Source organism: Paraliomyxa miuraensis, from assembly GCF_026337845.1.
GTDB classification, from domain to species: domain Bacteria; phylum Myxococcota_A; class Polyangia; order Nannocystales; family Nannocystaceae; genus Paraliomyxa; species Paraliomyxa miuraensis.
Genome location: NZ_JAOVZF010000156.1, coordinates 427,768 through 452,319, shown reverse-complemented (window position 1 = coordinate 452,319; position 24,552 = coordinate 427,768). Strand labels below are relative to the sequence as shown.

12 protein-coding genes are annotated in these 24,552 nt (G+C 69.7%); 5 read left to right on the top strand and 7 right to left on the bottom strand.

What is annotated here, in order from left to right:
* Positions 1–84: 84 nt before the first annotated feature.
* The 4 genes from OEB96_RS27345 (at position 85) to OEB96_RS27330 (ending at position 10,163) form a co-directional block, all read left to right on the top strand.
* Positions 85–6,057: an alpha-2-macroglobulin family protein gene (locus tag OEB96_RS27345; RefSeq protein ID WP_266219696.1), complete on the top strand. Its 5,973-nt coding sequence runs from the start codon at positions 85–87 to the stop codon at positions 6,055–6,057.
* Positions 6,058–6,224: 167 nt separating this feature from the next.
* Positions 6,225–7,313, top strand: a complete 1,089-nt coding sequence (locus OEB96_RS27340) for a gluzincin family metallopeptidase (protein ID WP_266219695.1) — start codon at positions 6,225–6,227, stop codon at positions 7,311–7,313.
* Positions 7,314–7,659: 346 nt separating this feature from the next.
* Positions 7,660–8,988 carry a hypothetical protein gene (locus OEB96_RS27335; RefSeq protein WP_266219694.1) on the top strand — a complete coding sequence of 443 codons (1,329 nt, stop codon included), beginning with the start codon at positions 7,660–7,662 and terminating at the stop codon, positions 8,986–8,988.
* A 101-nt stretch (positions 8,989–9,089) separates the two neighbouring features.
* Positions 9,090–10,163 carry a gluzincin family metallopeptidase gene (locus OEB96_RS27330; protein ID WP_266219693.1) on the top strand — a complete coding sequence of 358 codons (1,074 nt, stop codon included), beginning with the start codon at positions 9,090–9,092 and terminating at the stop codon, positions 10,161–10,163.
* Positions 10,164–10,527: 364 nt separating this feature from the next.
* Here OEB96_RS27330 and OEB96_RS27325 read toward each other — a convergent pair whose 3' ends face one another.
* From OEB96_RS27325 to OEB96_RS27315, 3 genes are all read right to left on the bottom strand, one after another.
* Positions 10,528–12,123, bottom strand: coding sequence for an H-type lectin domain-containing protein (locus OEB96_RS27325; protein WP_266219692.1), 1,596 nt, complete (start codon positions 12,121–12,123; stop codon positions 10,528–10,530).
* Positions 12,124–12,255: 132 nt separating this feature from the next.
* On the bottom strand, positions 12,256–15,222 hold the full coding sequence (locus OEB96_RS27320; RefSeq protein WP_266219691.1) for a serine/threonine-protein kinase: 2,967 nt from the start codon (positions 15,220–15,222) through the stop codon (positions 12,256–12,258).
* Positions 15,223–15,277: 55 nt separating this feature from the next.
* Complete coding sequence (locus OEB96_RS27315) at positions 15,278–18,427, bottom strand: serine/threonine-protein kinase (protein ID WP_266219690.1); 3,150 nt, start codon at positions 18,425–18,427, stop codon at positions 15,278–15,280.
* 195 nt (positions 18,428–18,622) lie between these two features.
* Here OEB96_RS27315 and OEB96_RS27310 point away from each other — a divergent pair, with 195 nt between their 5' ends.
* A complete protein-coding gene (locus OEB96_RS27310; protein ID WP_323137435.1) occupies positions 18,623–20,077 on the top strand; it encodes an eCIS core domain-containing protein in 1,455 nt (484 codons plus the stop codon).
* A gap of 129 nt (positions 20,078–20,206) precedes the next feature.
* Here the strand turns inward: OEB96_RS27310 and OEB96_RS27305 are convergent, their stop codons facing one another.
* From OEB96_RS27305 to OEB96_RS27290, 4 genes are all read right to left on the bottom strand, one after another.
* Positions 20,207–20,986, bottom strand: a complete 780-nt coding sequence (locus OEB96_RS27305; protein ID WP_266219689.1) for a hypothetical protein — start codon at positions 20,984–20,986, stop codon at positions 20,207–20,209.
* Between the two features lie 31 nt (positions 20,987–21,017).
* Positions 21,018–22,634: a heparinase II/III domain-containing protein gene (locus tag OEB96_RS27300; RefSeq protein ID WP_266219688.1), complete on the bottom strand. Its 1,617-nt coding sequence runs from the start codon at positions 22,632–22,634 to the stop codon at positions 21,018–21,020.
* A gap of 74 nt (positions 22,635–22,708) precedes the next feature.
* Entirely contained in the window at positions 22,709–23,629 is a 921-nt protein-coding gene (locus OEB96_RS27295; RefSeq protein WP_266219687.1) for a hypothetical protein, read from the bottom strand.
* Positions 23,626–24,423: a hypothetical protein gene (locus tag OEB96_RS27290; protein ID WP_266219686.1), complete on the bottom strand. Its 798-nt coding sequence runs from the start codon at positions 24,421–24,423 to the stop codon at positions 23,626–23,628. The genes OEB96_RS27295 and OEB96_RS27290 overlap by 4 nt, the downstream gene beginning before the upstream one ends.
* Positions 24,424–24,552: the final 129 nt, after the last annotated feature.

The window sequence follows — 24,552 nt, the reverse complement described above, 5'->3', positions numbered from 1 at the left end:
TGGGAACCTCGAGCGGCAAGGGGTGTCCTCGGGGGCCGCATGAGCCGCGGGCGTCACGCGAGGGCTTGGCTCGGGGCCTTGGCGATGGGCCTGGGTCTTGGATGCCGAGCACCGGTACCGGCCCAGCCACCGCTTGCCGAAGCGGAGCGGCTGGCGGTCTTCGACCCGGCCGCACAGGCCGATGGGCGCCCGGTGGAGCTGGGTCCGCTGCCCGAGCTGGAGCTTCGAGACTACGGACCGGAGGGGGTTGGAGAGGGGGATCAGGGGGGCTCGACGCATGGCGAGAAGATCCGCGTGCGCTTCAATCAACCCGTGGTGGACATGAGCCAGGCCCCGGAGCCGGGTGCGGATGTGCTCGGCTTGTGGAGGCTCTCCCCGGAGGGCGAGCCCGCCGCGAAGGTGCCGGGGCATGCGCGTTGGACAGCTCCCGATGTGCTCGAGTGGCAGCCCGAGGCAAGTGGGGATGAAGACGCGCTCGTGGACGTCCTGCCCGCGGCCACGGCGTTCGAGGCCCGCTTCGCCGGAGGGCTGACCAATCGCGAGGGCTCGCGGGTGGATGGGGTGGCGTGGCGCTTCGAGACCGCGCGGCCCACCGTGCGCTGGCTCGAGGACTGGGGCGCGGTGAAGACCGACCAGACGCTCTACGTGATGAGCGATCAGCCCATGCGCGCCGAGGCGCTGGCCGAGCACCTGCGGCTGATGGCACCACCGCGCGAGGGTGCCTCACCGCGCCCGGTGCCGCTGCGGGTGGCGGTGATCGAGGAGGACCAGATGCCTCCCTACTGGCGCGACGAGCTCTACGGTGCGGACCTGGAGCAACGGGTGGTCTTCGCGATCACTCCGCGCGATCGCTGGCCGGTCGGGGCCAGGGCGCGGCTCGAGATCGATGCGGGCCTGACCGGCGAAGCGGGACCGCTGCCCCTGGCCGAGCCCTATGTGGCGAGGCTGCACATCCTCGACCGGCTGCGGGTGCGGGGCTTGCAGTGCGAGCAGCAGCGCGGCCGGTCCTGCGAGCCGGGGTGGATCAGGCTGGAGCTCTCCAACGAGCTGACCAACGAGGAACTCGAGCGCATCGAGGTGTACCCACGTCCGGCCGACCTCGAAGCATGGCAGAGCCATTTCTATCCTGATGAGGAGGACGACGACGACGACGACGAGAACGACGATGGAGACGAGGACGAGGACGAGGACGACCACGACGACGACCACGACGACGACCAGCGCGTCGGCCTGATCCTCAGCGGTAATTTCGAGCCCGGTCGCCGTTATCGCATCACCTTGCCGGCCTCGATCACCGACGAGTACGGCCAGACCCTGGGCCGGCGCTACCAAACGACGGTGAGCATCCGCGAGCCCGAACCCGAGGTGCCCGAAGAAGGCTCGGCGTCGCTGCGGCTCTCCAGCTACCAGGGCACGTTCCTGCGCCCCCAAGACGCCCGCCTGGGCGTCCTCGCGAGCCGAGTCGACGAGGCACGGATCCGCGTGGCGGTGCTCGAGCCCGAGGCGCTCCGGGCCCTGCTGCGGGCCAAGGACCTCGACGAAGAGCCCTGGCCGACCGCGGCCACGACCACGGTGGTGCTGCGTCGGATGGCGACGCGCGGGGCCGATGCACATGCGCAAGAGGTGATCTCGCTGGCCGATTTCGGTGGGGCGGGGCAGGCGTTCCTGGTGGAGGTCGCAGCCAACGTCCTGACCCCGACCGGGCGAGACGAGCCAGTGCCGGAGCCGGCACGTGGGCTGTTTCAGATCTCCGATCTCGGGGCGTTGGTCGATCTGGGCCCGGCCCGTGGCACGGCGTGGGTGACCCGGGCCACCGATGGCAAGCCCTGGGCCGGAGTGGAGGGCGAGCTCCACACCACCCGCAGCGTCGTGCCACTGCGGCCCTCGAGCGCCGACGGCCTCATCGCCTTGCCGGGCGCGGACGAGCTGGGCAACGACGTATTGCTGGCGCTCCACGACCCGACCGGCGGGGATGCCTTGGTGCTGCCGCTGCGGGACTACGCATGGTCGTCCTCGAAAGGGGCCATGCACTGGTCGTGGCCGCAGCGCTACATTCGCGCGACGCGTCCTCCGTTGGCCAGGGGCGACGAAGTGCTGCCCAGGGGCCTGCGGCCGGGCGAGAAGGCGCTGGTGGAGCTCGAGGTGGGGCGGGGGATCTACCTGCCGGGCGATGCGGTGCACGTGGCGGGCTGGGCCGGCGTGGCGACGCCGCATCGGGAGATCAGCACCCGGCGGCTGAAGGCGGGGACGCCGGTGGAGATCGAGCTACGCCGCCGCCACGACGTGATGATCACCCACCGCACCACGGTGAACCGCCACGGGCGCTTTGCAGCTTCGCTCACGCTGCCCGAGGGGGCACCCCTGGACTACTACGAGGTACGAGCGCACGTGCTCGAGAGCTGGGGCAGCACCTCGTTGATGGTGGCCGACGCACGGATCCCCACGTTCGAGATCGAGAGCTCCGCCTCGCCCCACTCGGTGATCCGTGGCGAGACGGTGGTGCTGCGCGTTCGGGCGAAGGCCCTCAGCGGCGAGCCGGCGCCGCTGGAAGAGCTGCAATGGCACCTTGGCTGCTGGGCGAGCGACTTCCGACCGCGGGGCTACGACTGGCCGTGGTCGTTTGGGCGGCTCGAGTCGTACCCGTCCCATTCGGACGGGGGCACCCTCACCCCGAAGCGGCCGCAGGCCGAGCTCGAGGTACGGCTGCAAACCGAGCTCATCGAGACCAAGCGCATGCACTCGTGCCAGGCGAGCGTCGCGGGCCACGACGTGTCGTTCCAGGAGGTGGGGGCGGTGTCGAATTCGTTCGAGGTGCACCCGACCCGGACCTACGTGGGCCTGCGACCGCCCCGGGACGCCGAGGTGGGCGAGCGCGTCGAGCTCGAGGTCGTCGCGGTGGACACCAAGGGGCGGCGGGTGGCGCTGCGCGAGGTGGAGGTGACGATCGTGCGCGAGCCGGAGATGGATCGGCGCACGATGCTCGAGCCGCCACCGCCGATCGAGGTGGCGCGGTGTCGCGTGGAGGTGGCGGCGACCGGCGAGCACCCGCGCTGCGCCGTGGCCGAGCCCGTCGCGGGCAACCATCGGGCGAGGGCGACGGCGGTGGTGGACGGGGTGCCGGTGGAGGCCGAGGCGAAGTTCACGGTGGAGGAGGCCCCGCCCCCCGAGCCGGCCGAGAGCGAGGAAACCGACGCGGGTGACCACGAGGCGAGCGCGGGTGCGTCCGGTCCCGAGCCTCCCGCCGAGCCCGAGCGTCGCTTCGAGATCCTCGCGCCCGAGGAGGCCCACGCCGGCAAGGCGATTGCGCTGGAGATCACCGCGCCGTGGGACGAGGGCACGGGTCTGCTCTCGGTGACGCACACCGGCCTGCGGGAGTCGATCCCCTTCGAGCTCCGCGATGGGCGGGCGACCGTGTCGATCACTCCCCACGCGGGGAGGGGCAAGCGGCTGGAGCTGGCGGCCTCGGTGGCGCGGCCGGACTCGGACGGCGAGCTGCCGCAGGTGCGGAAGACCGAGGCCTGGGTGAAGGTGCTCGAGCCGCGCGCGCTCGAGGTCGAGATCGACGCGCCCGCCCAGGCCCGCCCTCGCCAGGAGGTGCCGCTGCGGCTGTCGGTGCGCGATGGTGACGGCAAGCCGGTGGACGCCAGGCTCGCGGTGTGGGTGGTCGACGATGGCCTCCATCAGCTCCGCGCGCCGCGGCCGGCCCAGCTCGCGGTCACGTTCGATCCCGACCGCCCGGGCGATCGGCAGCGCACGCTCGGCCACGACGATCTGCTGCGACCGTTCGTGCCCTGGGCCTTTGGCGGTCGCGGTCATCGCTCGCCTCGCGTGCGCCAGGCCAAGGCCCAGGTCAAGGGGGCGCTCGACGTGGAGGTGCGCCAGCACTTCGAAGCGGTGCCGCTGTTCGTGGGCGACGTGGGCACGGGGCCCGATGGCGAGGTGGAGCTGACCTTGCCGCTGCCCGATGATCTGACGCGCTTTCGGGTGACGGCGGTGGCCTCGGCCGAGCTTCCGCGGCAGGTGGGCACGGCTTCGGGGCCCGCCCGCTTCGGGCGAGGCACGGCGGAGATCGAGGTGAGCATGGCGCTGGTGGTCCGGGCCGCGCTGCCGCGGGTGCTTCGGCCGGGGGACACGGCCGAGGTCGCGGCGCTGGTGACCACGCCGCCGAAGAAGGCGGGCACGGTGACCGTGGAGGCGAGCCTGCGAGAGGCCGACGGCGTGCTGGCGGCCACCAGACCCCTGCGACGCCGGGTCAGGGTCGAGCCCGGTCGCCCCACGCGGGTGCCCTTCGACGTGCGCGCGCTCGGCCCGGGGCGGCCGGCGGTGCGCTTCGTGGCCCGCTTCGTGCCCGACGATGGAGGCCCGGCGCTGGGCCTGCGCGAGGGGGTCGAGCGCACGCTCGAGGTGGAGGTGGAGCGCACCGAGGTCGAGCGCGCGGCGATCTACGGTCGGCTCGATCGCGACGGCCCGTCTGCGATTCCGGTGCTGATCCCCAGGGGGGTCCGACCGGATCATGGGGAGCTTCGGCTGTCGCTCGGGAGCACGGCGCTGGGCGATCTCGACGAGGCGGCGCGCTACCTGGTGGAGTACCCGCACGGCTGCGTGGAGCAGACGGCCAGCCGCCTGCTGCCCCTGCTGGCGCTGCAGGGGCTGGCCCATCGACTGCCCGAGGCGCTCGACCAACCCGACGCCTTCGTGGCCGAGCAGCTCTCACGGCTGGTGGCGATGCAGCGCGGCGACGGCAGCTTCGGCTACTGGTCGGCGAGCGACGACGAGGCCGAGCAAGCGGGGGCCTACGTGACCTGGGTGCTGCAGATGGCGGCCGAGGCCGGGCAACCGGTACCGTCGACTGCGCTCGAGCAAGCGTATGGGGCGTTGCTCGCTCGTCTCGATCGGCCGCTGCCCGATCGCGCGTGGGCACGTGCCGATGCTCGCGCTCTACGAGCGCTGGCGGTCCATGCCCTGGTGCGCGGTGGTCGTGGCGACGAGGCGGTGGTGGCAACGGCGCTCGACGACCTGGTCGAGCATCGCAACGGGCTGCCCGTGTTCGCCCAGGCGCTCGTGCTGATGGCGCTGCACGGTCGCGACCCGGCCGATCCCCGGATCGAGGTGATGCAGCGACGGCTCTCCTCGCTCATCGAGAGCTTGCCCGGCCACGCGCAGGTGGTCGACCCTGGTCGTCGCTACTGGTGGCTGTTCGACTCGCGCACGCGCAGTCAGGCCATGATCCTGCTGGCGTTCCTGCAGGTGACTCCCGACGATCCGCTGGTGGACGACCTCGCGCGCGGGCTCACGCTGATGCGGCACGCGGGGCGCTGGCGCAACACCCAGGAGAACGCGTACTCGCTGCTGGCGATGGCCGGCTACGCGAAGGTGCGCGAGGCCGAGGTGCCCGATCACCGGGTGGAGGCATGGATCGGTCCCCGGCGGGTGCTCGCGACGGAGCAGCGCGGACGCAGCGAGCAGACCCACGAGGTCTCGCTGCCCATGGCGTCCGTGCTGGGGCCGGTGGGATCCGATCGCACGACCCACGTGGTGCTCGATCGCGAGGGCGAGGGCGCGCTCTTCTACCGCCTGGGCATGGAGTGGGTGGGCAGTGAGCCTGCGCCTGCGCGCAGTCAGGGGATCGAGCTGCAACGCACGCTCGAGGGCCCGCAGGGCCCGTTGTCCGAGCGCGAGGGGGTCGAGCTCGAGGCGGGCCAGCGCTATGCGATCGAGGTGGTGGTGGAGACCGACGCGCCGCAGCACTACCTCGCGATCGAGGTGCCGCTGCCGGCCGGGCTCGAAGCCATCGACACGCGGCTGGGCCAAGGGACCGAGGTCCGAGCGTTCGGCGTGCTGGGCCGCGGGTACTGGATGAGCCACGAAGAGCTGCGCCGCGATCGCGTGGTGCTCTACGCCGACGAGCTGCAGCCGGGGCGGTACGTGCACCAGATCCATGTGCTGGCGACCACGCCTGGGTCTTATGTGCTGCCGGCTGCGGTGGCAGAGGGGATGTATACCCCCGAGGTGCGCGCGAGGACCACGGCGGGTCGGGTGCGGGTGGTGGAGCGGTAGCCGAGGGATCGGGCGCAGCCATCACCGGGATCCGAATTTCGCCGTCACCGACGTTGACGCTCGATCGTCGCGGAGTAGGTTTCCGACTGAGCCGCCCCCAACGCGGCCTCTACTTCGAAAGGAGGCGCGCAAGGCGATTGCAAGAATGCGTACCCGAGGATGCTAACGTGACTCTACGAATGCGGTTCGTTGCCGGGTTCTGCTCTTCGACCCTTTGCATCACGGCCAGCGGGTGCAGCGATCCGGCGGGCCGGGAGTTGCCTCCCGTCTCCTGGGAGGGAGAGCACCTGCGCCTGGCCACCAATGTCGAAACCCCGCTATGCGGCGGGACGGCGCCCTACATGGATCACCTGCTCGGCGCGCTGGGCGAGCAACTCGGCGCAGCGCCCCCGGGAAGGCCCATCTACTACCTGCTCGAGGGCGACGTCGACGAGTACGATACCCCCTGCGGTGCCGGGGACTATAGCTGCGGCCATGGCACGGCAGCCTATTCGCCGATCGCCCCCTTCGATCACGAGATCGTCCACGTCGCCCGCTCCGCCATCGGCTTCTCGTATCCCCTGATCGAGGAAGGAGCCGCCGAATACTGGGGCGATGATGCGGACATCCGCGGACGGCTGCAGGGCGACGTGCTCGAGCTCGCGGCGCAGGGCAACGCGTTCGAGTTCCCCTTCTATCCAAAGGCGGGCCACTTCGTGGCGTACCTCCTCGATGTCTACGGTGAGGAATCCTTCCTGGAGCTGTCGCGTCGCACCAACTACCAATCGAGCCTCGCGGCGTTCGACGACGCTCTGGTCGCGGTCTACGGCGAAGACCTCGAGGCACTCGCGGAGGACTACGAGGCCAACTATCCCAAGTGTTCTCAACGCCAGTATCGAGCGGCCTTCGGGGAGTGCACCTTCACCCCGGCTCGATCGCTCTGCGAATCGGACGAGCCGCTGGTCGTGCGACGGCGCTTCTCGTGCGGTGACGAGGACGTGCTGGGTCCTCGCTTCGGGCGGCAGTGGACGACGATCCCCATCGACCTTCCGTCCGCGGGTCTCGTCTTCTTGTTCCAGGCGGACCTCGTGGAAGGCGTGGAGCTGACGATACGACGGTGCGGTGGAGGGTGCCCCCCGTCCGCAGTGGGTCCGCTCGAGCCCTCCGAGACCACGAGGATCGCACCACTCGACGAGGGGCGCTACGTGATCGAGATCGAGTGGCCAGAGGGACAGGAGATCGAGGTCGATTTGGAGATCTACAGCTCGTGCGCGTGACCCCTGGCCCATGGCTGGCTCGGGCAGCCGACCCGCGGAGTCCATCCACTCTCGGGATTCGAAATTCATGGTTCCCCGGTGGTGACGTCCGATCGCCGCAGAGTAGGTAGAGCTCGTAGAGCCGCCCACGAACAAGAGGGGCGGCGGCCTGTTTCGAATCATCGCATCACCCGTCACCCGTGGAAAACCGTCCCCTTGGTCGCTGATCTGGCCGGAGGGCTCGTTGACGTCGGCGCTCATCTTGCGAGCGCGTGTCCGCGAGCGACGAGGCTAAATGGGAAGGAATGCTGTCTCGTCGAGAGAGACGGCCCACTGGCACTAGCGGGTGCTTCCTGGAGGACCAACCGTGATCGTCAATCTGCAACTCGCAGCGGAGAATTACCGACCCATTCTACTCATCGTTCTGGCCGCAGCCGTCGCAAGCGGCTGTGGAGCGCCGAGTTCTCCGGATATTCCACCCGTCGGGAGCGCCGGCACCGACGGTGACACCGGCGGGGATGATGAGCCGGGCCCGGGGCAGTGCATCATCGAGGCGAACGACGGTGGACTCGTTGGAGAGAGCTATCAGTGCAAGGGGCAATTCCACGCCTACTTCGGAGCCGACGGCGCCGAGGAGAGTTCCTACGCGGTCTCGTTCGGCTACCCAGACTCGGGCGACTCCTACGAGAAGCCCTTCGTGGCCGCGTGCTGCGGCCCGCTGGTCGAGGCGCCCAACTGCCCGGACGGTGACGTCAACCAGCATCTGTGGGCGTGCTACGTGGATGCAGTGCAACAGATGTGCGTGGGATTGGGGACCAAGGTCGAGGAAGTTCGCAACGAAGTCCCCCCGGCACATGCCCTCATCAAGCCCTCGCTCGCCCAGCTACGCGACTGGCTCAACCTCTCGACCTCGATCCTCGAGTGCACGGACACCTTCATTCTTCACACAGGATTGATTTCCTTCGACTGCACCGAGGATCCATCGTCGTTGATCGAAGACGTGACCTGGTCGCTCAGCGAGACCAAGCACGGCCTCATCCACAACCCGTACGTGAGAATCGGCCATGTGGAGGTCGTCGATGTCGACAAACCCGAAGTGGGAGAGTCCTGCGTCAACCTGCACGACAACGATACCCACATCCCGCTCGAAATCGGGCCACAGGAGCCGGGTTGGACCAAGCTCATTCTTGCCGACGGGACGGTGAACCTGACGGGACCCGAGCTCGACGGCATCGCCGTCACGGGCAGCGCCGGGCTGGCCTCCATGGCTACGGGCTGCCAGGGCAAGGGGTGCTCGTCCCTGTCGGCCAACCTCCAGACCGAACCGGGCCAGTGGCGGCTCGAGGGCCTTCAACTCCACTCCGTTGGCGCTGCCTCGGTGGCGAGCGGGAGCGCGTCGGTCGGGGTCGAGGAGTACACCATCTCGCTGTTCAGCCCGGTTGACGGGATCGCGGAGGGCAGCACGTACGAGATCCCGCCGGGGGCGGCGCTGTTCTCGTTGTCGGGTCACACCGCGTTCGGCAACTACTCGTTGGCCACCACGAACACCACGACGATCGTCCTTCAAGCATCCGAGAGCGGCTGGGTGATGCCGCCGTTCGGGATCGGCTACGTCGACCAGGATGGCAACGACTGGACCTTGACCATCGACGCTGCTGCGTGGGCGTCCCCTCCGCCTCAATCGGGGGACCAGTAGATCGCTGGAGCGTGTGCATGACCTCGCGTGGCCTACTTCGGAAAGAGGCGCGCGAGGCGATTCCAAGAACGCGTGCCCGAGGTGCTAACGTGTCTCCAAGAATGCGGTTCGTTGCCGGGTTCTGCTCTTCGACCCTTTGCATCACGGCCAGCGGGTGCAGCGATCCGGCGGCGCGGGAGCTACCTCCCGTCTCCTGGGAGGGAGAGCACCTGCGCCTGGCCACCGATGTCGAGACCCCGCTATGCGGCGGAACGGCGCCCTATATGGATCACTTGCTCGGCGCCCTGTCCGAGCAGCTCGGCGCAGCGCCGCCGGGCTGGCCCATCTACTACCTGCTCGAGGGCGACGTCGACGAGTACGACACCCCCTGTAGATCCGGCGCCTATGGTTGCGCCGATGGCACGGCAGCCTATTCGCCGGTCGCCCCTCTCGATCACGAGATCGTCCACGTCGCCCGCTCCGCCATCGGCTTCTCGTATCCCCTGATCGAGGAAGGAGCCGCGGAATACTGGGGCGATGATGCGGACATCCGCGGACCGCTGCAGGGCGACCTGCTCGAGCTCGCGGCGCAGGGCAACGCGTTCGAGTTCCCCTTCTATCCAAAGGCCGGTCACTTCGTCGCGTACCTCGTCGATGTCTACGGCGAGGAATCCTTCCTGGAGCTGTCGCGTCGCACCAATTACCAATCGAGCCTCGCGGCGTTCGACGACGCTCTGGTCGCGGTCTACGGCGAAGACCTCGAGGCACTCGCGGAGGACTACGAGGCCAACTATCCCAAGTGTTCTCAACGCCAGTATCGAGCAGCCTTCGGGGAGTGCACCTTCACCCCGGCTCGATCGCTCTGCGAATCGGACGAGCCGCTGGTCGTGCGGCGGCGCTTCTCGTGCGGTGACGAGGACGTGGTGGGTCCTCGCTTCGGGCGGCAGTGGACGACGATCCCCATCGAGGCTCTCTCGGGTTTCACCTTCGTGTTCAAGGCGACCCCTGCCGAGGGAGCAGGGATGATGGTGCGGCGGTGCGGCGGTGGGTGCCCGGTGCCGTGGGTAGGGCCCGTCGAGTCTTCGGAGGTCGTGAGGCTCCCGCTCTTCGGCGAGGGGCACTACGTGATCGAGATCGAGTGGCCCGAAGGGCAGGATCTCGACGTCGACCTGGAGATCTACAGCTCGTGCGAATGACCCCACCCGTCCATGACCGGGGTCACCGCTCCCATGACCGTTTCCGGCCGCCCATGACCGGGGGTCGCCGCTTCCATGACCGCTTCCGGCCGCCCATGACCAGGGGTCGCCCCTCCCATGACCACTCCCTGCCGCCCATGACCAGGGGTCGCCCCTCCCATGACCAGGGGTCGCCCCTCCCATGACCGCCCCCAGCCGCCCATGACCGGATGGAAGGCGCGCCCCGGGTCATGGACTGCTTTGGACCCCCGAGCCTCTGCGCCCCTTCCGCCAAATCGGCAAACGTTTGCCGATTTGGCGGAAACGGCGCACCACGACTGACGCGCGCAGGGCCCCTCCCCATCCCCGCCCCACCCCTCGAACATCAACCGCCGTAGCTGACCACCGCGACGCTCTCGGCGTTGTGCGTGCCGTTGTCCGCTTCCTGCTCCTGCAGGCGAACCACCACGCCGCTGGTCGAGACGCCATTCTGGCGAGTGACCACCGACGACCCGCCGTTGACCGTCTGCGTCTGGCTCAGGACCACCGGCGGGGCGGCGGGGCTCGCGGGGAAGGAGACCGCCTGCGCGCCATGGTCGATCATCTGGGTCGTGGCCTGGAGCAGGGTGCCGTCGGGCAGGATGTGGGCGCCAGCCTCCACGATCAGATAGACCGCCGTCTCCGTCGCGTGGGTGCCGTCGAGGTAGTCCCACTCTTCGAGCTGGTACGAGAACGACTCGGAGGTCACGTCGTCCAGGCGGATGTGGGAGGCGTGGCTGCCGTTGACGCTGTTGGTCATCATGATGACGACCGGGTCGCCGTAGCTGCCGAGGTAGCCGTCGAGCGTGAACCACTCCCCCGCGTCGTCCTGGGTGAGGCTCAGCGTGCCGACCTCGCCGACCGTGTAGCCATCCTCGTCGATGATGACTCCAGGCTCCAGGGCCAGGTAGCCGACGAGCTCATGGGCGTGCCCGACCTCGCTGTCGCGGGACTGCTCCTCTTGGATGAAGACGTCGAAGCCCGAGGTGTCGATGGCGCCGAGCCTCGTGTCGGAGGGGTCGATCCCATCGAGGGTCTGCATCGCGGCGAACACCGCCGGCGTGCCGGCGAAGGTCTCGTCGAAACTCACGGGCACGACGCTCTCGTCGACGTCGGCGACCAGGCCATCGAGGATCAGAGGCGGCTGTGCGCGATAGTGGATGAGAGCGGCGATCTGAGGCCAGTTGGCCTGGGTGCACTCGCCGGCCTGGACGATGTCGAGCAGGTAGTCGTCGTCGTCCATGGCATCGAACGCGTAGGTGTCACAGGTCAGGTACATCTCCGTCCAGTGACTCCAGTCGCAGCTGTCGAGCGACACGAACTGCGACACGCAATCGAGAGACTCGCTCACGGTCTGCGGCGCCGAGTCACGGTACTCGATGATCCCCGCATACGACGGCCAGTTGGCCTCGGTGCACTCGCCGGCCTGCACGATGTCGAGCAGGTAGTCGTCGTCGTCCATGGCATCGAAGGCGTAGGTGTCACAGGTCAGGTGCATCTCCGTCCAGTGCCCCCAGTCGCAGCTGTCGAGCGAAGCGAACTGCGACACGCAATCGGCTGACTCGCTCACGGTCTGCGGCGCCGAGTCGCGGTACTCGATGATCCCCGCATACGACGGCCAGTTGGCGGCGGTGCAGTCACCGGCCTGGACGATGTCGAGCAGGTAGTCGTCGTCGTCCATGGCGTCGAAGGCGTAGGTGTCACAGGTGAGATAGATCTCGGTCCAGTGACCCCAGTCGCAGGTGCCGGACATGGCGTAGCCCTCGACGCAGCTCAGCGCGTCGGCCAGCGTCTCCACCGGGTCACTGGTCGTGCCGCTACGCTCGGTGACGCGCTGATCCTCCGCCTCCGTGTCACAGGCGGTCGCCGACGCCGCGAGCGTGATGCCGGCGAGGCACTGGATGATGCGAAGGCTGAGCGTGGAGCTGGCGCGAGCGGTCATGGGTCGTGATCCTTGGGTCTGGGTTCGTGCGAGGGGCAGCCTCCCCGCTCGCAAGGGAGTAACGTTGGTCGCCGTTTTTGTTCACCGACCAGACCGAGGGACGCGCGGCGTCATCCACCACGTCGTCCGCACTCACTCCGCTCGCTCGGCCAGCCACTGCTCCACGCGCTTCACCTCGGCATCCATCCCGCGCTCCCGATGCGTCGCGAGCGCTTGCTCGGCCAGCGCCCGTGCGCGTGCGGAATCCTGCCCGGCTGCGTCGAGCGCCCGGGCCAGGACGAAGCGCGCCTGGGCCGTGGATGCGGGATCGATCCCCGCGGCCTCCATCACTCGCAGCCCCCGCTCGGACGCCGCCACCGCATCGGCGGCACGGTCTTGCGACAGTGCGATGAGCGCCAGGCCCTGCAGCGGGGTGCCCAGCAGGAGATGCTCGGAACCCAGTGCCTTCTCGAAGATCCGCAGCGCCTGCTCGAGCTGGGCACGGGCCTCATCCAGCCGCCCCTGCTTGCGCGTGGTGTCGGCCACATTGATGAGGGCGATCGCCACGTCGGGATGCTCGGGGCCCAACGCCTCTTGCAGGATCGGCACCACCTGCTCACGGATCGCGTGCGCCCGCTCCGTCTCTCCCTGATCGGCGTAGCAATTGGCGAGATTGGCGAGTCCGCGGGCGACCTCGGGGTGGTTTGGGCCCATCGTGGCCCGGAGGATCGACAGCTCCTGCTCGTACAGGGCGATGGCCCGCTCGGTGTCGCCGGTCTTGCGGTGGATGAGCGCGAGATTGGAGAGCGGCGCGGCCACGTCGATGTGATCGACACCCTTGGCCTGCTCCGCGATCCGGATCGCACGCTCGAGGACCTCGATGGCCTCGGCGTCGTTGCCCTGAGTCAGGAGGATGTTGCCGAGGTTGTTGAGGCTTCCTCCCACTTGCGGATGCTCGGGGCCCAGCGCCTGCTCCTCGATCCGGATCGCACGCTCGAGCAATGCCCGGGCCCGCGAGAGCTCGCCCATGCCCTTGTGCACGATGGCGAGGTGACCGAGGAAGACCGCAACCTTGACGTGGGTGGGGCCCAGCTCCTTCTCCGCGATGGCGATCGCCTCCTCCACGGTGGCCTTGGCCTCGGCGAGCTTGCCCTCGTCGTGAAGGACCGTCGCCAGGCGATCGAGCTGTTGTGCGCGCCACAGGCCCGCAACGTCGGGTAGGTGCGACACCCAGAGATCCTCGTGGCGTGACCAACGAACGGCGTCGGCAAGGCGCTGCTGTGCCCGCGCCATCTCCACCAGGTTGCCCGCGGCGGTCGCCGCCTCCTCCGTTGCCGAGGCATGGGCCGCTTCGAAGAACGCGTCCTCGTAACGTTGCCCCGCTTCGGCGTACTTGCCCTGCCGCTCGAGCAGCCCGGCCTCGTAGAGGTGGGCCTCGGCGACCAGCGGGGGCCAAGCCAGCGCCTCGGCACGAACCACCGCCTCGCGATTGATCTCGATCGCCCGTTCGTGCTCCAAGGCGGCCCACTGCGACGAGGCGCGCAACAGCTCGGCTCGTATGCTTCGAACCGTCTCGCGGCTCTCCTCGGGTGGCAGCGCCAGTCGTGAGACATCCACCCGATCCCGACAGGGCTCCACGCGCCGCAGGTTCGATGCCGACCACACCGCGTCGTCGACCGTCTCGGGCCGCCCCGCGCCGAGCTCGGTGATGAACGCCTCGAGCTCCGCGCGGCGTTCTTCGAGGCACCACTGCGCGCGCTCGAGGGCATCGGCATCCCAGGTACCTTCGACCTCTGCGCCCAGGCAGACCTCGGTGCGCGCCGCCGCCCAGGCCCCGGCCTGCGCCTCGAGCCACGGAGTCAGCTTGTCGGCCGTGATCTCCGCTCGGGCCATGCCCGTGCTCGTCAGCGCCTCGCGAACGGACCGGGCGACGTCGGCGTTCCACACCTCGTCGACCTCCCGTCCCGCGCGGTCGCAGGCCTCGATGCGTGCGACCTCCTCGTGGTGTCGCCATCCCACGATCGCGGCCGCGGTGGCGGCGACCACCCCCAGCGCCCACCCCAGGGCTCGCCGTCGCACCCCGGCTCGCCCATGGGCGAGCGCATCGACCAGGGCCTCCATCGAAGGCCATCGACGCGCCGGCTCGACCGACATGCCTCGCTCCACGATCGCCCGCAGCCATCGCGGCACCCGGGCAGCTTCGGGGGGCTCGGCGATCCTGCCGTCCAGGATCCTCACCGTCAGCTCCGCCAGCGTGTCGCCGACGAACGGCCGCTGACCGTGGAGCGCCTCCCAAAGGCTCACGCACAGCGCGAATTGATCCCCGGCCGCACTCCCCGGCTGCCCTCCCAGCAGCTCCGGCGCCATGTAGGCCGGCGTTCCCAGCAGCATCCCGTGCTGCGTCAGTGCGGCGTCGGTCGTCGCCGTGAGTTCGTCGTCCTCGCTGCTCGCCTCGTCCTCCTGCCCCACGTCCTTGGCCAGCCCGAAGTCCACCACCCGCACCCGACCGTCGTCGCCCATGATGCAGTTGCCGGGCTTGAAGTCCCGATGCACCAGTCCCGCCGCATGCGCCGCGGCCAGCCCGGCACCCGCCTGCGCGTACACGTCGATGATCTCCGACCACGCCGGTCTCGGCTCGCGACGGATCCACTCCGCCAGCGTCTGCCCCCGCACCAGCTCCATCGCGATGAACGTCTGCCCGTGGTCCTCCCCCACCTCGAACACCTGCACCACGTGGGGATCCGACAGGCGAGCCAGCGCCGTCGCCTCCCGCTGCATGCGATGCCGCGCCGCCACGGGCATCTCCGCGTGCAGCACCTTGATCGCCACCGGACGATCGAGCGAGGGATCGAGCGCCTCGAAGACCGTGCCCATGGCCCCGGCGCCCAGCCGACCCGACAGGCGGTAGCGACCGATCGTGGGCCACGTGGGCTCGATGCTCGACCGGCGAGCCGAGGTCGCCATCCCGAGCTCGGTGGGCTCGTCGCTGGTCGCAAACGCGCTCGCGTACGAGTCCTCCGGCTCCGGCTCCGGCTCGGGTGAAGAGCCCACGCCCATGGTGCTCGTCTCCGGCGACGAACCCCGAGAGGGCTGGGTTCGATCTTCACCACGGGTGGTCACGGCCGCACCGAGGGTAGCCCCTCGGACATTCCGCTTGCCAGCCATGCAAGACGAGCTACTGCGCATGGGCCTCGAGCCACGGCTCGATCGTCGCCAGCACGCACCTTCCGGTGTCGCCCCGCTCGCGGCACGTGTCCCGGGCCTGCTCGGCCAGCGCGCGTGCACGGACCCGGTCGCGACCGGTTGCCCACTGTGCTCGGGCCAGCTCGAAGCGTGCCATGGCGAGGTCGGTCGCATCGCCGCCATGGGCTTCCAGCGCGGTGATCGCCGCCTGGGCCGCGCCGATGGCCTCGTCCGGTCGGCCCTGGTCCGTGGCCACGGCGGCGATGTCGATCCGAATGTCCGCCGCGTTCGGGTGGTCGGGCCCCAACGCGCGCTCCACGATGGGGAGCGCACGCTCCAATGCCTTGTGGGCCTGGTCGAGTCGCTCGGTGTTTCGGTAGACCACCGCGAGGCCGGACAGACACAGCGCCACGTGGGGGTGCTCGGGGCCGAGCGCGCGCTCGAAGACCTCGCGTGCTCGCTCGAGCAACCCCTCGGCCGTCGCGTGGTCTCCCTCCGCGATCGCGCTGCTGGCGAGGTTGATGAGGGTGCCCCCAACGCTGGGATGGTCGGGCCCCAGCGCAGCCTCTTGGATCGCCAGCGCACGCTCGCCCGACTCTCGGGCTCCGACCGCATCACCGAGCTCGAGCCGAATCATGGAGAGGTTGACCAATACGATGGCGACGTCGGGGTGCATGGGCCCCAGCGCGGCCTCACGGATGCGAAGGGCTCGCTCGAGCATCTCCACGGCCTTGGCGTGGGAACCCATGGTGCCTTCGATCAGCGCCATCTTGGTCAAGACGGCGGCCACTCGGGGGTGGTCGGGATCCAGCTGACTCTCGTAGAACGCCAGCACGCGCTCGTACGACGGCATCGCCAGCTCGGGCTTGCCCAGCATCTGGCGGAACGCCGCAAGGTTCTCGAGATGCCTGGCCACGTTGGTGTGGTTGGGGCCGAACACCCGCTCGTCGATTTCGACGGCTCGCTGGGTCAGCACCTCGGCCTCGGCGAACTCCCCCAGCTCGGCATGGGTGGCGCCGAGGTTGCCGAGCACGACTGCGACTTCGGGATGCTCGGGGCCCCGCGACGCCTCGAGCAAGGCGAGGACCCGCTGCCGTAGGGCCTTGGACTGCTCGTAGTCCCCCAGTGCGTGGTACGTGTTGGCCAGGTTGGCGAGGCTCGCGGGCAGCCAGGGATGATCGGTACCCAGCACGCGTTCCTTGATCGCGAACGACTGTTGGATCAGATCCCTGGCCTCCGCGACGTGGCCGTCGCACTCGAGGATCGTCCCGCGGCGGTTGAGCAGCGATGCACGCCACAGCTCCGCTTCATCGGGGAGACGGGCGATCATCAGCTCCTCCTGGCGCGACCACGACATGCCCACCGCGGGATGCGCCAGGGTGCAACCCTCGAGGAAGGAGAGTAGCGACGCTGCCTTCGCCGCCTGGACGACCGCATCCGCCTTGGCGGCTTCGAAGAATGCGTCCTCGTAGGCTTGCCCGGCCTCCGCATACTGGTCCTGCTCATCGAGCACCACGCCGACTCGCAGCCTGGCCGCGGCGGTCAGTGGCGGCCAGGCCAACGCCTCCGCCCGAGCAAGGGCCTCGCGCGCCACCGACAGCGAGCGATCGTAGTCGTGTGTGGCGTAGAGCGCCTTCGAGCGCGCCAGCTCGGCTCGCACCGCATCCACCGCCTCGCGGGCGTCGTGCGGCGGGGTGGGCAGGTGCGCGAGCACGAGCGGATCGACGCATGGATCCACCCGGTCCAACCGGGAGGCAGCCTCCACCGCTTCATCGATCGTCTCGGCTCGGGCGCTGCCGAGTTCGGTCACCAGTGCCTCGAACTCCTCGCGGTGTTCGTCCAGGCACCACCGCGCACGCTCGAGGATCGAGGGATCCCACGCGTCCCGGACCTCGGCTTGGAGGCAAGCCTCGGTGCGCGCACTCCCCCATGCGTCAGCGTGGGCATCGAGCCATGGGATCACCTTGTCCGCCGTGATCGAGGCCCTGGCCACGCCCGTGCTCATCATCGCCTCTCGCATCCCGGCCGCGGCCTCGTCGTTCCAGATCGCCTCGAGCTCGCGTCCGGCCTCCTCGCAGGCTCGGGTCCTCGCGTGCTCGTCGATGCGGCGCCACCCCGCCCCCGCGGCGATGGCCACGGCCACCACTCCCGCCGCCCAGGCGCCCCGTCGCCAGCGCGCGCGGGCCCTCCCACGCCGCAGCGCGTCGACCAGGGCCTGCACCGAGGGCCAGCGGTGATCGGGGTCGACGTCCATTCCACGCTGCACGATCGCCCGCAGCCATCGCGGCACCCGGGCGCCCGCCGGAGGATCGGTGAGCCGGCCCTCCAGGATCCTCACCGTCAGCTCGGCCAGCGTGTCGCCGACGAACGGCCGCTGGCCGTGGAGCGCCTCCCACAGGCTCACGCACAGCGCGAATTGGTCGCCGGCCGCGCTCCCCGGCTGCCCTCCGAGCAGCTCCGGCGCCATATAGGCCGGCGTACCCAGCAGCATCCCGTGCTGCGTCAGCACGGTGTCGCTCGTCGTCGCCAGCTCGTCCTCGCTGCTCGCCTCGTCCTCGTGGCCGACGTCCTTGGCGAGCCCGAAGTCGACCACGCGCACGCGACCATCGTCACCCATGATGCAGTTGCCGGGCTTGAAGTCGCGGTGGATCAGCCCGGCCGCATGGGCGGCGGCCAGCCCGGCGCCCGCCTGCGCGTAGACGTCGACGATCTCGAACCACGCCGGTCTCGGCTCGCGACGGACCCACTCGGCCAGCGTCTGGCCGCGCACCAGCTCCATCGCGATGAACGTCTGGCCATGGTCCTCGCCGACCTCGAACACCTGCACCACGTGGGGATCCGACAAGCGAGCCAGCGCCGTCGCCTCCCGCTGCATGCGATGGCGCGCCGCCGCGGGCATCTCCGCGTGCAGCACCTTGATCGCCACTGGACGATCGAGCGAGGGATCGAGCGCCTCGAAGACCGTACCCATGGCCCCGGCACCGAGGCGGCCCGAGAGGCGGTAGCGACCGACCGTGGGCCACGTGGGCTCGATGCTCGAGCGGCGAGGCGAGGCCCCCATCCCGAGCTCGGTGGGCTCGTCGCTGGTCGCGGACGCGCTCGCCTGCGAGTGCTCGGGCTCGGGTGAAGAGCCCGCGCCCATGGTGCTCGTCTCCGACGACGAACCCCGAGAGGATTGGGTTCGATCTTCACCACGGGTGGTCACGGTCGCCCCGAGAGTAGCCCCTCGGACATTCCGCTTGCCAGGCACGCGCCCGCGTGCACCGGGCTGGCCGCCGAATTCTTGGTGGGCTGCGGCCGGTGCTCATACATTCGCCATCGAGCGAGACGATCCCCGATGACCACGTTCTGGAATCCGAGGCTCCGGCTGGTCGTGCAGGGCTACTTTGGCGTGGACCGGCTCGGGCTCGACGGTTGTGGGGCGACGCAGGTCGAGCGGAGGATCATCGCCCGCGCTCCTCGGCCGGAGCTGATGCCGGCCAAGATGCTCGGGATGAGCGCGCAGGCGAAGGGCATGCTCGGTCCTTCCCCTCGGCCAGGGCTCCCGCCGGGGATGGGGGCGCCGCGGGTGGCAATGCTCGCAGGGGTTGCGCGATGGGCCGAAGGCGGGATCAAGGCCTCGCGGCTGGCCGAGGGGCGAGTGCGGTTGCCAGGGCCGGGGAGGGCGCTCGACGATGATCTCGCGGAGCAGATGGGGAGGTTCCTCGGCGCTGACTTCTCGAGGGTCAGGATCTACGAGGACGCGGTGGCCAGTGCGCTGGGTGCTGCCGCCTTTACGATGGGAGACGCCATCTGCTTCGCGCCAGGGGCATACGCTCCGCGGACCTCGGCCGGCATCGAGTTGATCGCACACGAATTGACACATGTGGTGCAGCAACGAGAGGACCGGGTGAGCAATCCCTTCGGGAGTGGCGTGGCCGTGGTGCAAGATCCACGGCTGGAGAGCGAGGCGGAGCGGCTGGCTCGGAGCGTCCAGTCGATCCCGTCGTGGGAGCCGCGGAGGTGGGCCTCGATGCAGCTGATGAAGCGCCCCGGCTTCACCACGGACGCGAAGAAGTCGGCCTATCACTACCACAACGCATCCAACCGAGGGTTTCAGGTCGATCCCAACCGGCCTCGCCTGCGCTCGTTCAACGCCGCGATGCCGCACCGAATGTCGTGGGCGGACATTCGACGAAACATCGAGGCGTTCTGGAACGATGAAGACTCCGTCGATGACTTCAAGCGGTGGACCAAACGGTTCGTGAAGGCCGGCAGGGACCGGATCGCCGAGATCCGAGGGATGCGGGATCGGTATCGAAAGCAGGGAAGGAAGCGAGACGCCTGGGAGGCCGATGAAGCACTGAGGCGCGCCGAGGCTTCCCAGGAGGCCTTCGAGGATGCCAGGGACGACTTCGCCAGGCATCCGTATGCTCAGAAATGCAAGCGGGAGTTCGCGCGGCAAGCGAACAGCTTTCACGCGAACGTGCCCGATCTGGGCCCCCATGACGGCGTGAACAATCCGGTTCGCGAGCGAACCCACCTGCACTTTCGACGGAGGAAGAACAGCAATCGTAGGTCACCGAGCCCAATGTCGCGGAGGATGCTGCGGATGTCGCCAGAGCGAATCAGCGAAATCGCAACGACGGACGACGGCGACATCATCGACGTGCACGGTGAGGTGGTGGATCTCGAGGACCTGTCGCGGAAGAGGAAGCGCCAGGTCGAGAACATAGGGTTCCACACGATCAAGACGTTCGATCCCGACGCCCAGTTCGGAAAGAAGACGAAGAAGAAGCGCAGGGTGAGCTAGAGCGCATGGGCCTCGAGCCACGGCTCGATCTTCGCCAGCGTGCACATCCCGGTGTCATCGTCCTCGCGGCACGCATCTCGAGCCTGCACGGCCAGTGCCCGCCGTGCCGGGCTCGAGGCTCCGTGTTCGTCAGAACTCGTACTCCAGCTCGTAGGCCATGCAGGCCGCGTCCACCGCGGTCGCGCGCACGAAGACCTGCGCCGAATCGCCGTTGCCGAAGCCACAGTCGACCGAGCCCACCTCGACCCCGTTGGTGCCACAGCACCCCGAGCGGCCGTCCGGGGAGTCGCTGGGGTTGGATGGAGGGGAGCACTGCACCATCGTGTTGCCCTCGTCGCACTCGAAGTACATGCACAGCACGACGTCGGCATCGGCCGTGACCTGGGCGCTCGGGCCTCCGAAGCAGGCGATGCCCGCACTGCCATGAAACGTGTACCAGTCGGCATCGACCCCATCGAGCACCCCGCTGGTCGTCTCCGGCGGATCGCCGCAGCCGAGGTCGGCGAGCTCCACCGCGCTGGCCTCGTCGCCATTGGGCTCGCCCTCGGGCTGCGCGCAAGGGGGACCGGACACGCAGATCCCGTCCTCACACGAGAGCCCGTCCTCGCACGCGGCTCCGACGTCGCACAGGCAATTCTCGGTCCCCACGGGGCAGTCGTCGGTGGTGCTCGCGCTCGGAGGCTCCGCCGTTTCGTCCGCATCCGAGGTGTTGGCGGTCGTCAGCCCGGTGGTCGGCCCGGCGGTCGTGAACGTGGTGCTCCCGCTCGTCGTGCTCTCGGTCTCCGCATCGGTGTCGGTCTCCGTATCCGTGTCGGTCTCCTCGATCGCCTTGACCCCCTCGGGACCACACGCCAGACCGAGCAGCAGGCAAGAGCAAGACCACCATTGGAGCGAACGCGATGAGACCATGGCGCCATCGTACCGCCTTCCCGATGCCCCGTCAGGATCGTGTGGGCTCGTCCACCACGCCGATCTCCACCCGTGCTCCGTCGCCGTGCAGCGGCAGCGACAAGCACACCCGCGACGCCGGACGACCCATGCCCAGCCAGCCAGGGGCGGGACCCTGACACCACGAGGCCCCCAGCGCACGCAGCCGCAGCCGCCGGCCCGCGGCCACCACCTCCGCCACCTCACCGTCCACCGTCAGCGGCAGGCTCGCAGGCACGAAGTACCGCACCGTGGCCGGCCCGCCGCCGGGCTCGAGCGCATCGGCCACCACGAACGTGCCGCGCTGCGGCTCGTACTCGATCACGCGCCGATGCGCCGCGCTCCCGTCGTGCCCCCACACCCGACCCTCCAGGCGGTGCTCGGCCTGCGCCAGGGTCTCCGTGCGCCCGCGGGCCCCGATGCGATGGCTCGCCCACAGCTCGTGCTGATCGGCACCTCCCACGCTCACCGTGTTGTGGGCCGCAGTCGATCGCGCGTAGGCACGCTCGGGCCCCACCTCGTACGTCCCCACCCCCGCATCGACCAGCACGCGCGTGTCTCCCACGCTCAGCTCGATCGACAGCGCATCCGCGTGCACATGACCGGGCTGGTGCGGCAGGCCCACGCCGCCGCGGTTCCACAGCAGCGACAGCGGCCCGAAGCAGCGGCGCCCGAATCCGCTGACCGGTGCATCCGCGTGCGACGACCCCAGCGTCCCGCCCAGCCGCGCCACCAGCCCCGCCGGCGTCACCGGAGCATCGCGCTGGCTGTCGCCCCACAGCGCCACGTCACCATCGGGATGGGTGAACGCCGGCAGCACCGCGACCATGGCATCGAGCGCCGGCTCGAGCGCATCAGCCAAGAGCGGCTGGGTCACCCGCGCATACGAAAGCAGCACCGCCAGCTGCTCCGCCAGCAGCACGTGATAGGTGGGCGTGCGCTCGCCATGCACCCCGTCGCCCGCGAGCTGCTCGCGAACGACCGCCAACGAGCGCGGCCCGAAGCGCTCGAGCAGCCGCTGCGGCAGCGGACCTCGCAGCGCAGCGCCAGCGCAGGTCAGCGCCACCAGGTTGGTCCACAAGTGGTTCCCATCGATGTGCGTCTCCACGTGGGCGGCCAAGTGCTCGAGCTGCGCCGCCAGCGAGCCCAGCATCCGCTCGCGCGCGTGCGCCTGCAGCCCCGCGCCGTGCTGGTGCAGCCAGCCCAGCCAGTGGAGCACTCGCATCGACGTCGGATACGGCTCCCACCCCACACCTTCACGGTGCTCCCCGATCCAGCTGTCGATGATCGATGCCGCCAGCCCCGGGCTCATCGAGCGTTCGTTCAGCCAGCCGTGGTAGTGCAGCGTGTACGACCACAGCGCGCTCTGCCCCGGCTCCCAGCCCATGCGCCGCGGGTCGTACGCAGGCCGGCCGACCAGCGCCACCCTCCCCTCGGCGTCCGGCCGCCCCTCCGGCGAGGGCGCCCAGGGGCTCGGGCAGGCCGACAACGCCGTGATCCCCTCCGCGATGGTCCGGCGAGGCGTGCGTGCCGGCCCCCGCACCCGATGCACCAGCTGCGCCGCGAGCTGCTGCGGCCGGAGGTGACGCGCCGTGCGGAGGGAGAGGCCGAGCCGGTGGAGCGAGGGCATGAGCGACGCTCGCTCCTACCGGAATTGGCCCCACCCGAGCAAGCCCCCCAGTCCCGGTTGGCAGCGAGCGCCGCTCACTCTTCCATCAGGGGATGATCGTGCGTCGTCCAGCGAGCCCGAGTCTCCATGTGCACCGCGCCCCCGCGCTCGATCGTCACCGTTCGATCCAGGCCATCGCCATGGTCATCGATCGAGGTCAAGCGCACGGTGACCGCATCGTCCTCGATGCGCACCTCCGGGGCCAGCGCGGTCACGTCCGGCTCTCGGGTGCACTCCCCGACCAGGCTGGGATCGATCACCAGCGTCCCCACCTCGGTCATCACCACCACCAACTCCATCCATGCCGCCTCCGTGAGCGAGCGCGGCTCGAGGTGGTGGTTGCGAACCAGGCGCTCGAGATCGCCGAGCGTCCCGTCGGGACAGTAGGCCTCGTGCGCGTCCGCAAAGCAGTGCAGGTGCCGCCACGCCATCATGCACGCCCCGGGCGTGCTCGAGGCCACCACCAGGCGCAGCCCCGGCACGTCCACGTGGTCGCGCAGCACCATCACCGCCGTGGCGCTCAGCGTCAGCCGCGGCGGCTCGATCGTCTCCACCCGGCTCGAGATCCGGTCGAACAGATCGCCACCCGCCAGCCGTGGACCCAGCGCACCGAACATCACCGCGGGGCATGGCTCGCTCACCGGCGTCGGCCACAGCGCATGGGTGCGAAGCTCGCGAAGCCCGATCCGCGCCAGGTGGGTCTCGGGCGATGGCGGCCACGTGGAGTAGTCGCGCTCCACGTCGTCCCACGGAGACGCCTCGTCATCCACCTCGTCGGGCTTGCCGCGCTCGCCCGGCTCGACCGCGATCATCGGGTCGACCTCGTCGTAGAGACCCTCGATCTCGAGCGGCTCGGGCACCTCCACGCAGCCCCCGCTCCCGAGGACCAACGCTCCCATGAGCAGCGCGAGGCCGAGCGTGGGCCGTGCCGTTTGGTTGCCTCCCGTCCTCGTCATCGCGTCCCTCCACGGTGGTCGATCTGCATCAGCTCCTTGCGCTCCACATCGAGGCGACCCTCCTCGAGCGTGGCGTACACGGTGAGCAGCAGGCTCAGATCGTCCACGTCGATCCACTCCACGAACGTCACGTGCTGCCCGCCCGCGATGCGCCCCCGGCCCAGCGGCGGGACCTTGGCTCGAACCTCGGGCGGCAGGTCCGGCACGCAGCCATCGAGCTCGGCCTCGCTGGCGAACACCGCGGCCGCGTCGTCGAAGGTGCCGAGCAGCCGCGCCCATGTCGAGGCATCGCGTGGCAGGTCTGCTCTCGAAGACCGATCCACCATGAGCTCCGCCGGAACGCACTCGTTGGCGCCCCAGCCGTCGTCCTCGGTCCGCGGCGTGCTGCGCAGCCAGCATGGCTGCAGCTCGTTGGGCACGTGCTCTACCTTCACCTGCCAAAGCTCGTAGCCGGGAACGGAGACCGGAGCGCTCACGCGACGGATCCCGGTCGGACGCCCGTACTCGGCCCGCGGGTGCCAGCTCGCGCGCACTGCCGCGAGCCGCTCGCGGCGATCCCACCGCTCGAGCGGCTCCAGCACGAGCTCCCCGCAGACCGGCCTGGGCCCCGCGTAGGACCGGGCCTTCGGGCGAACCGGCGGGGCATGGGGAGACCGCGACGGCGAGCCGAACCGCGCCGGCTTGGACTCCTCGACCGCCACCTCGCGATCCTCGGCTTGGGTGGGCGCACAACCGGGCACGAGCGCGAAGCCGGCCATCGGCAAGACCAGGGCAAGGGCCAGGCGGGTCCGCATCCGGGGGCACGGGACAGCGCCTCCGGACGAAGGTTCCCCTGCCCGTGGATCCCGCCGTGGTTGGCGCATGCCCTGCCGCGCTCGGGGTGCCTTCGCGTCGAGGTCCTCGTGCTACCGTCGCCCGACGCG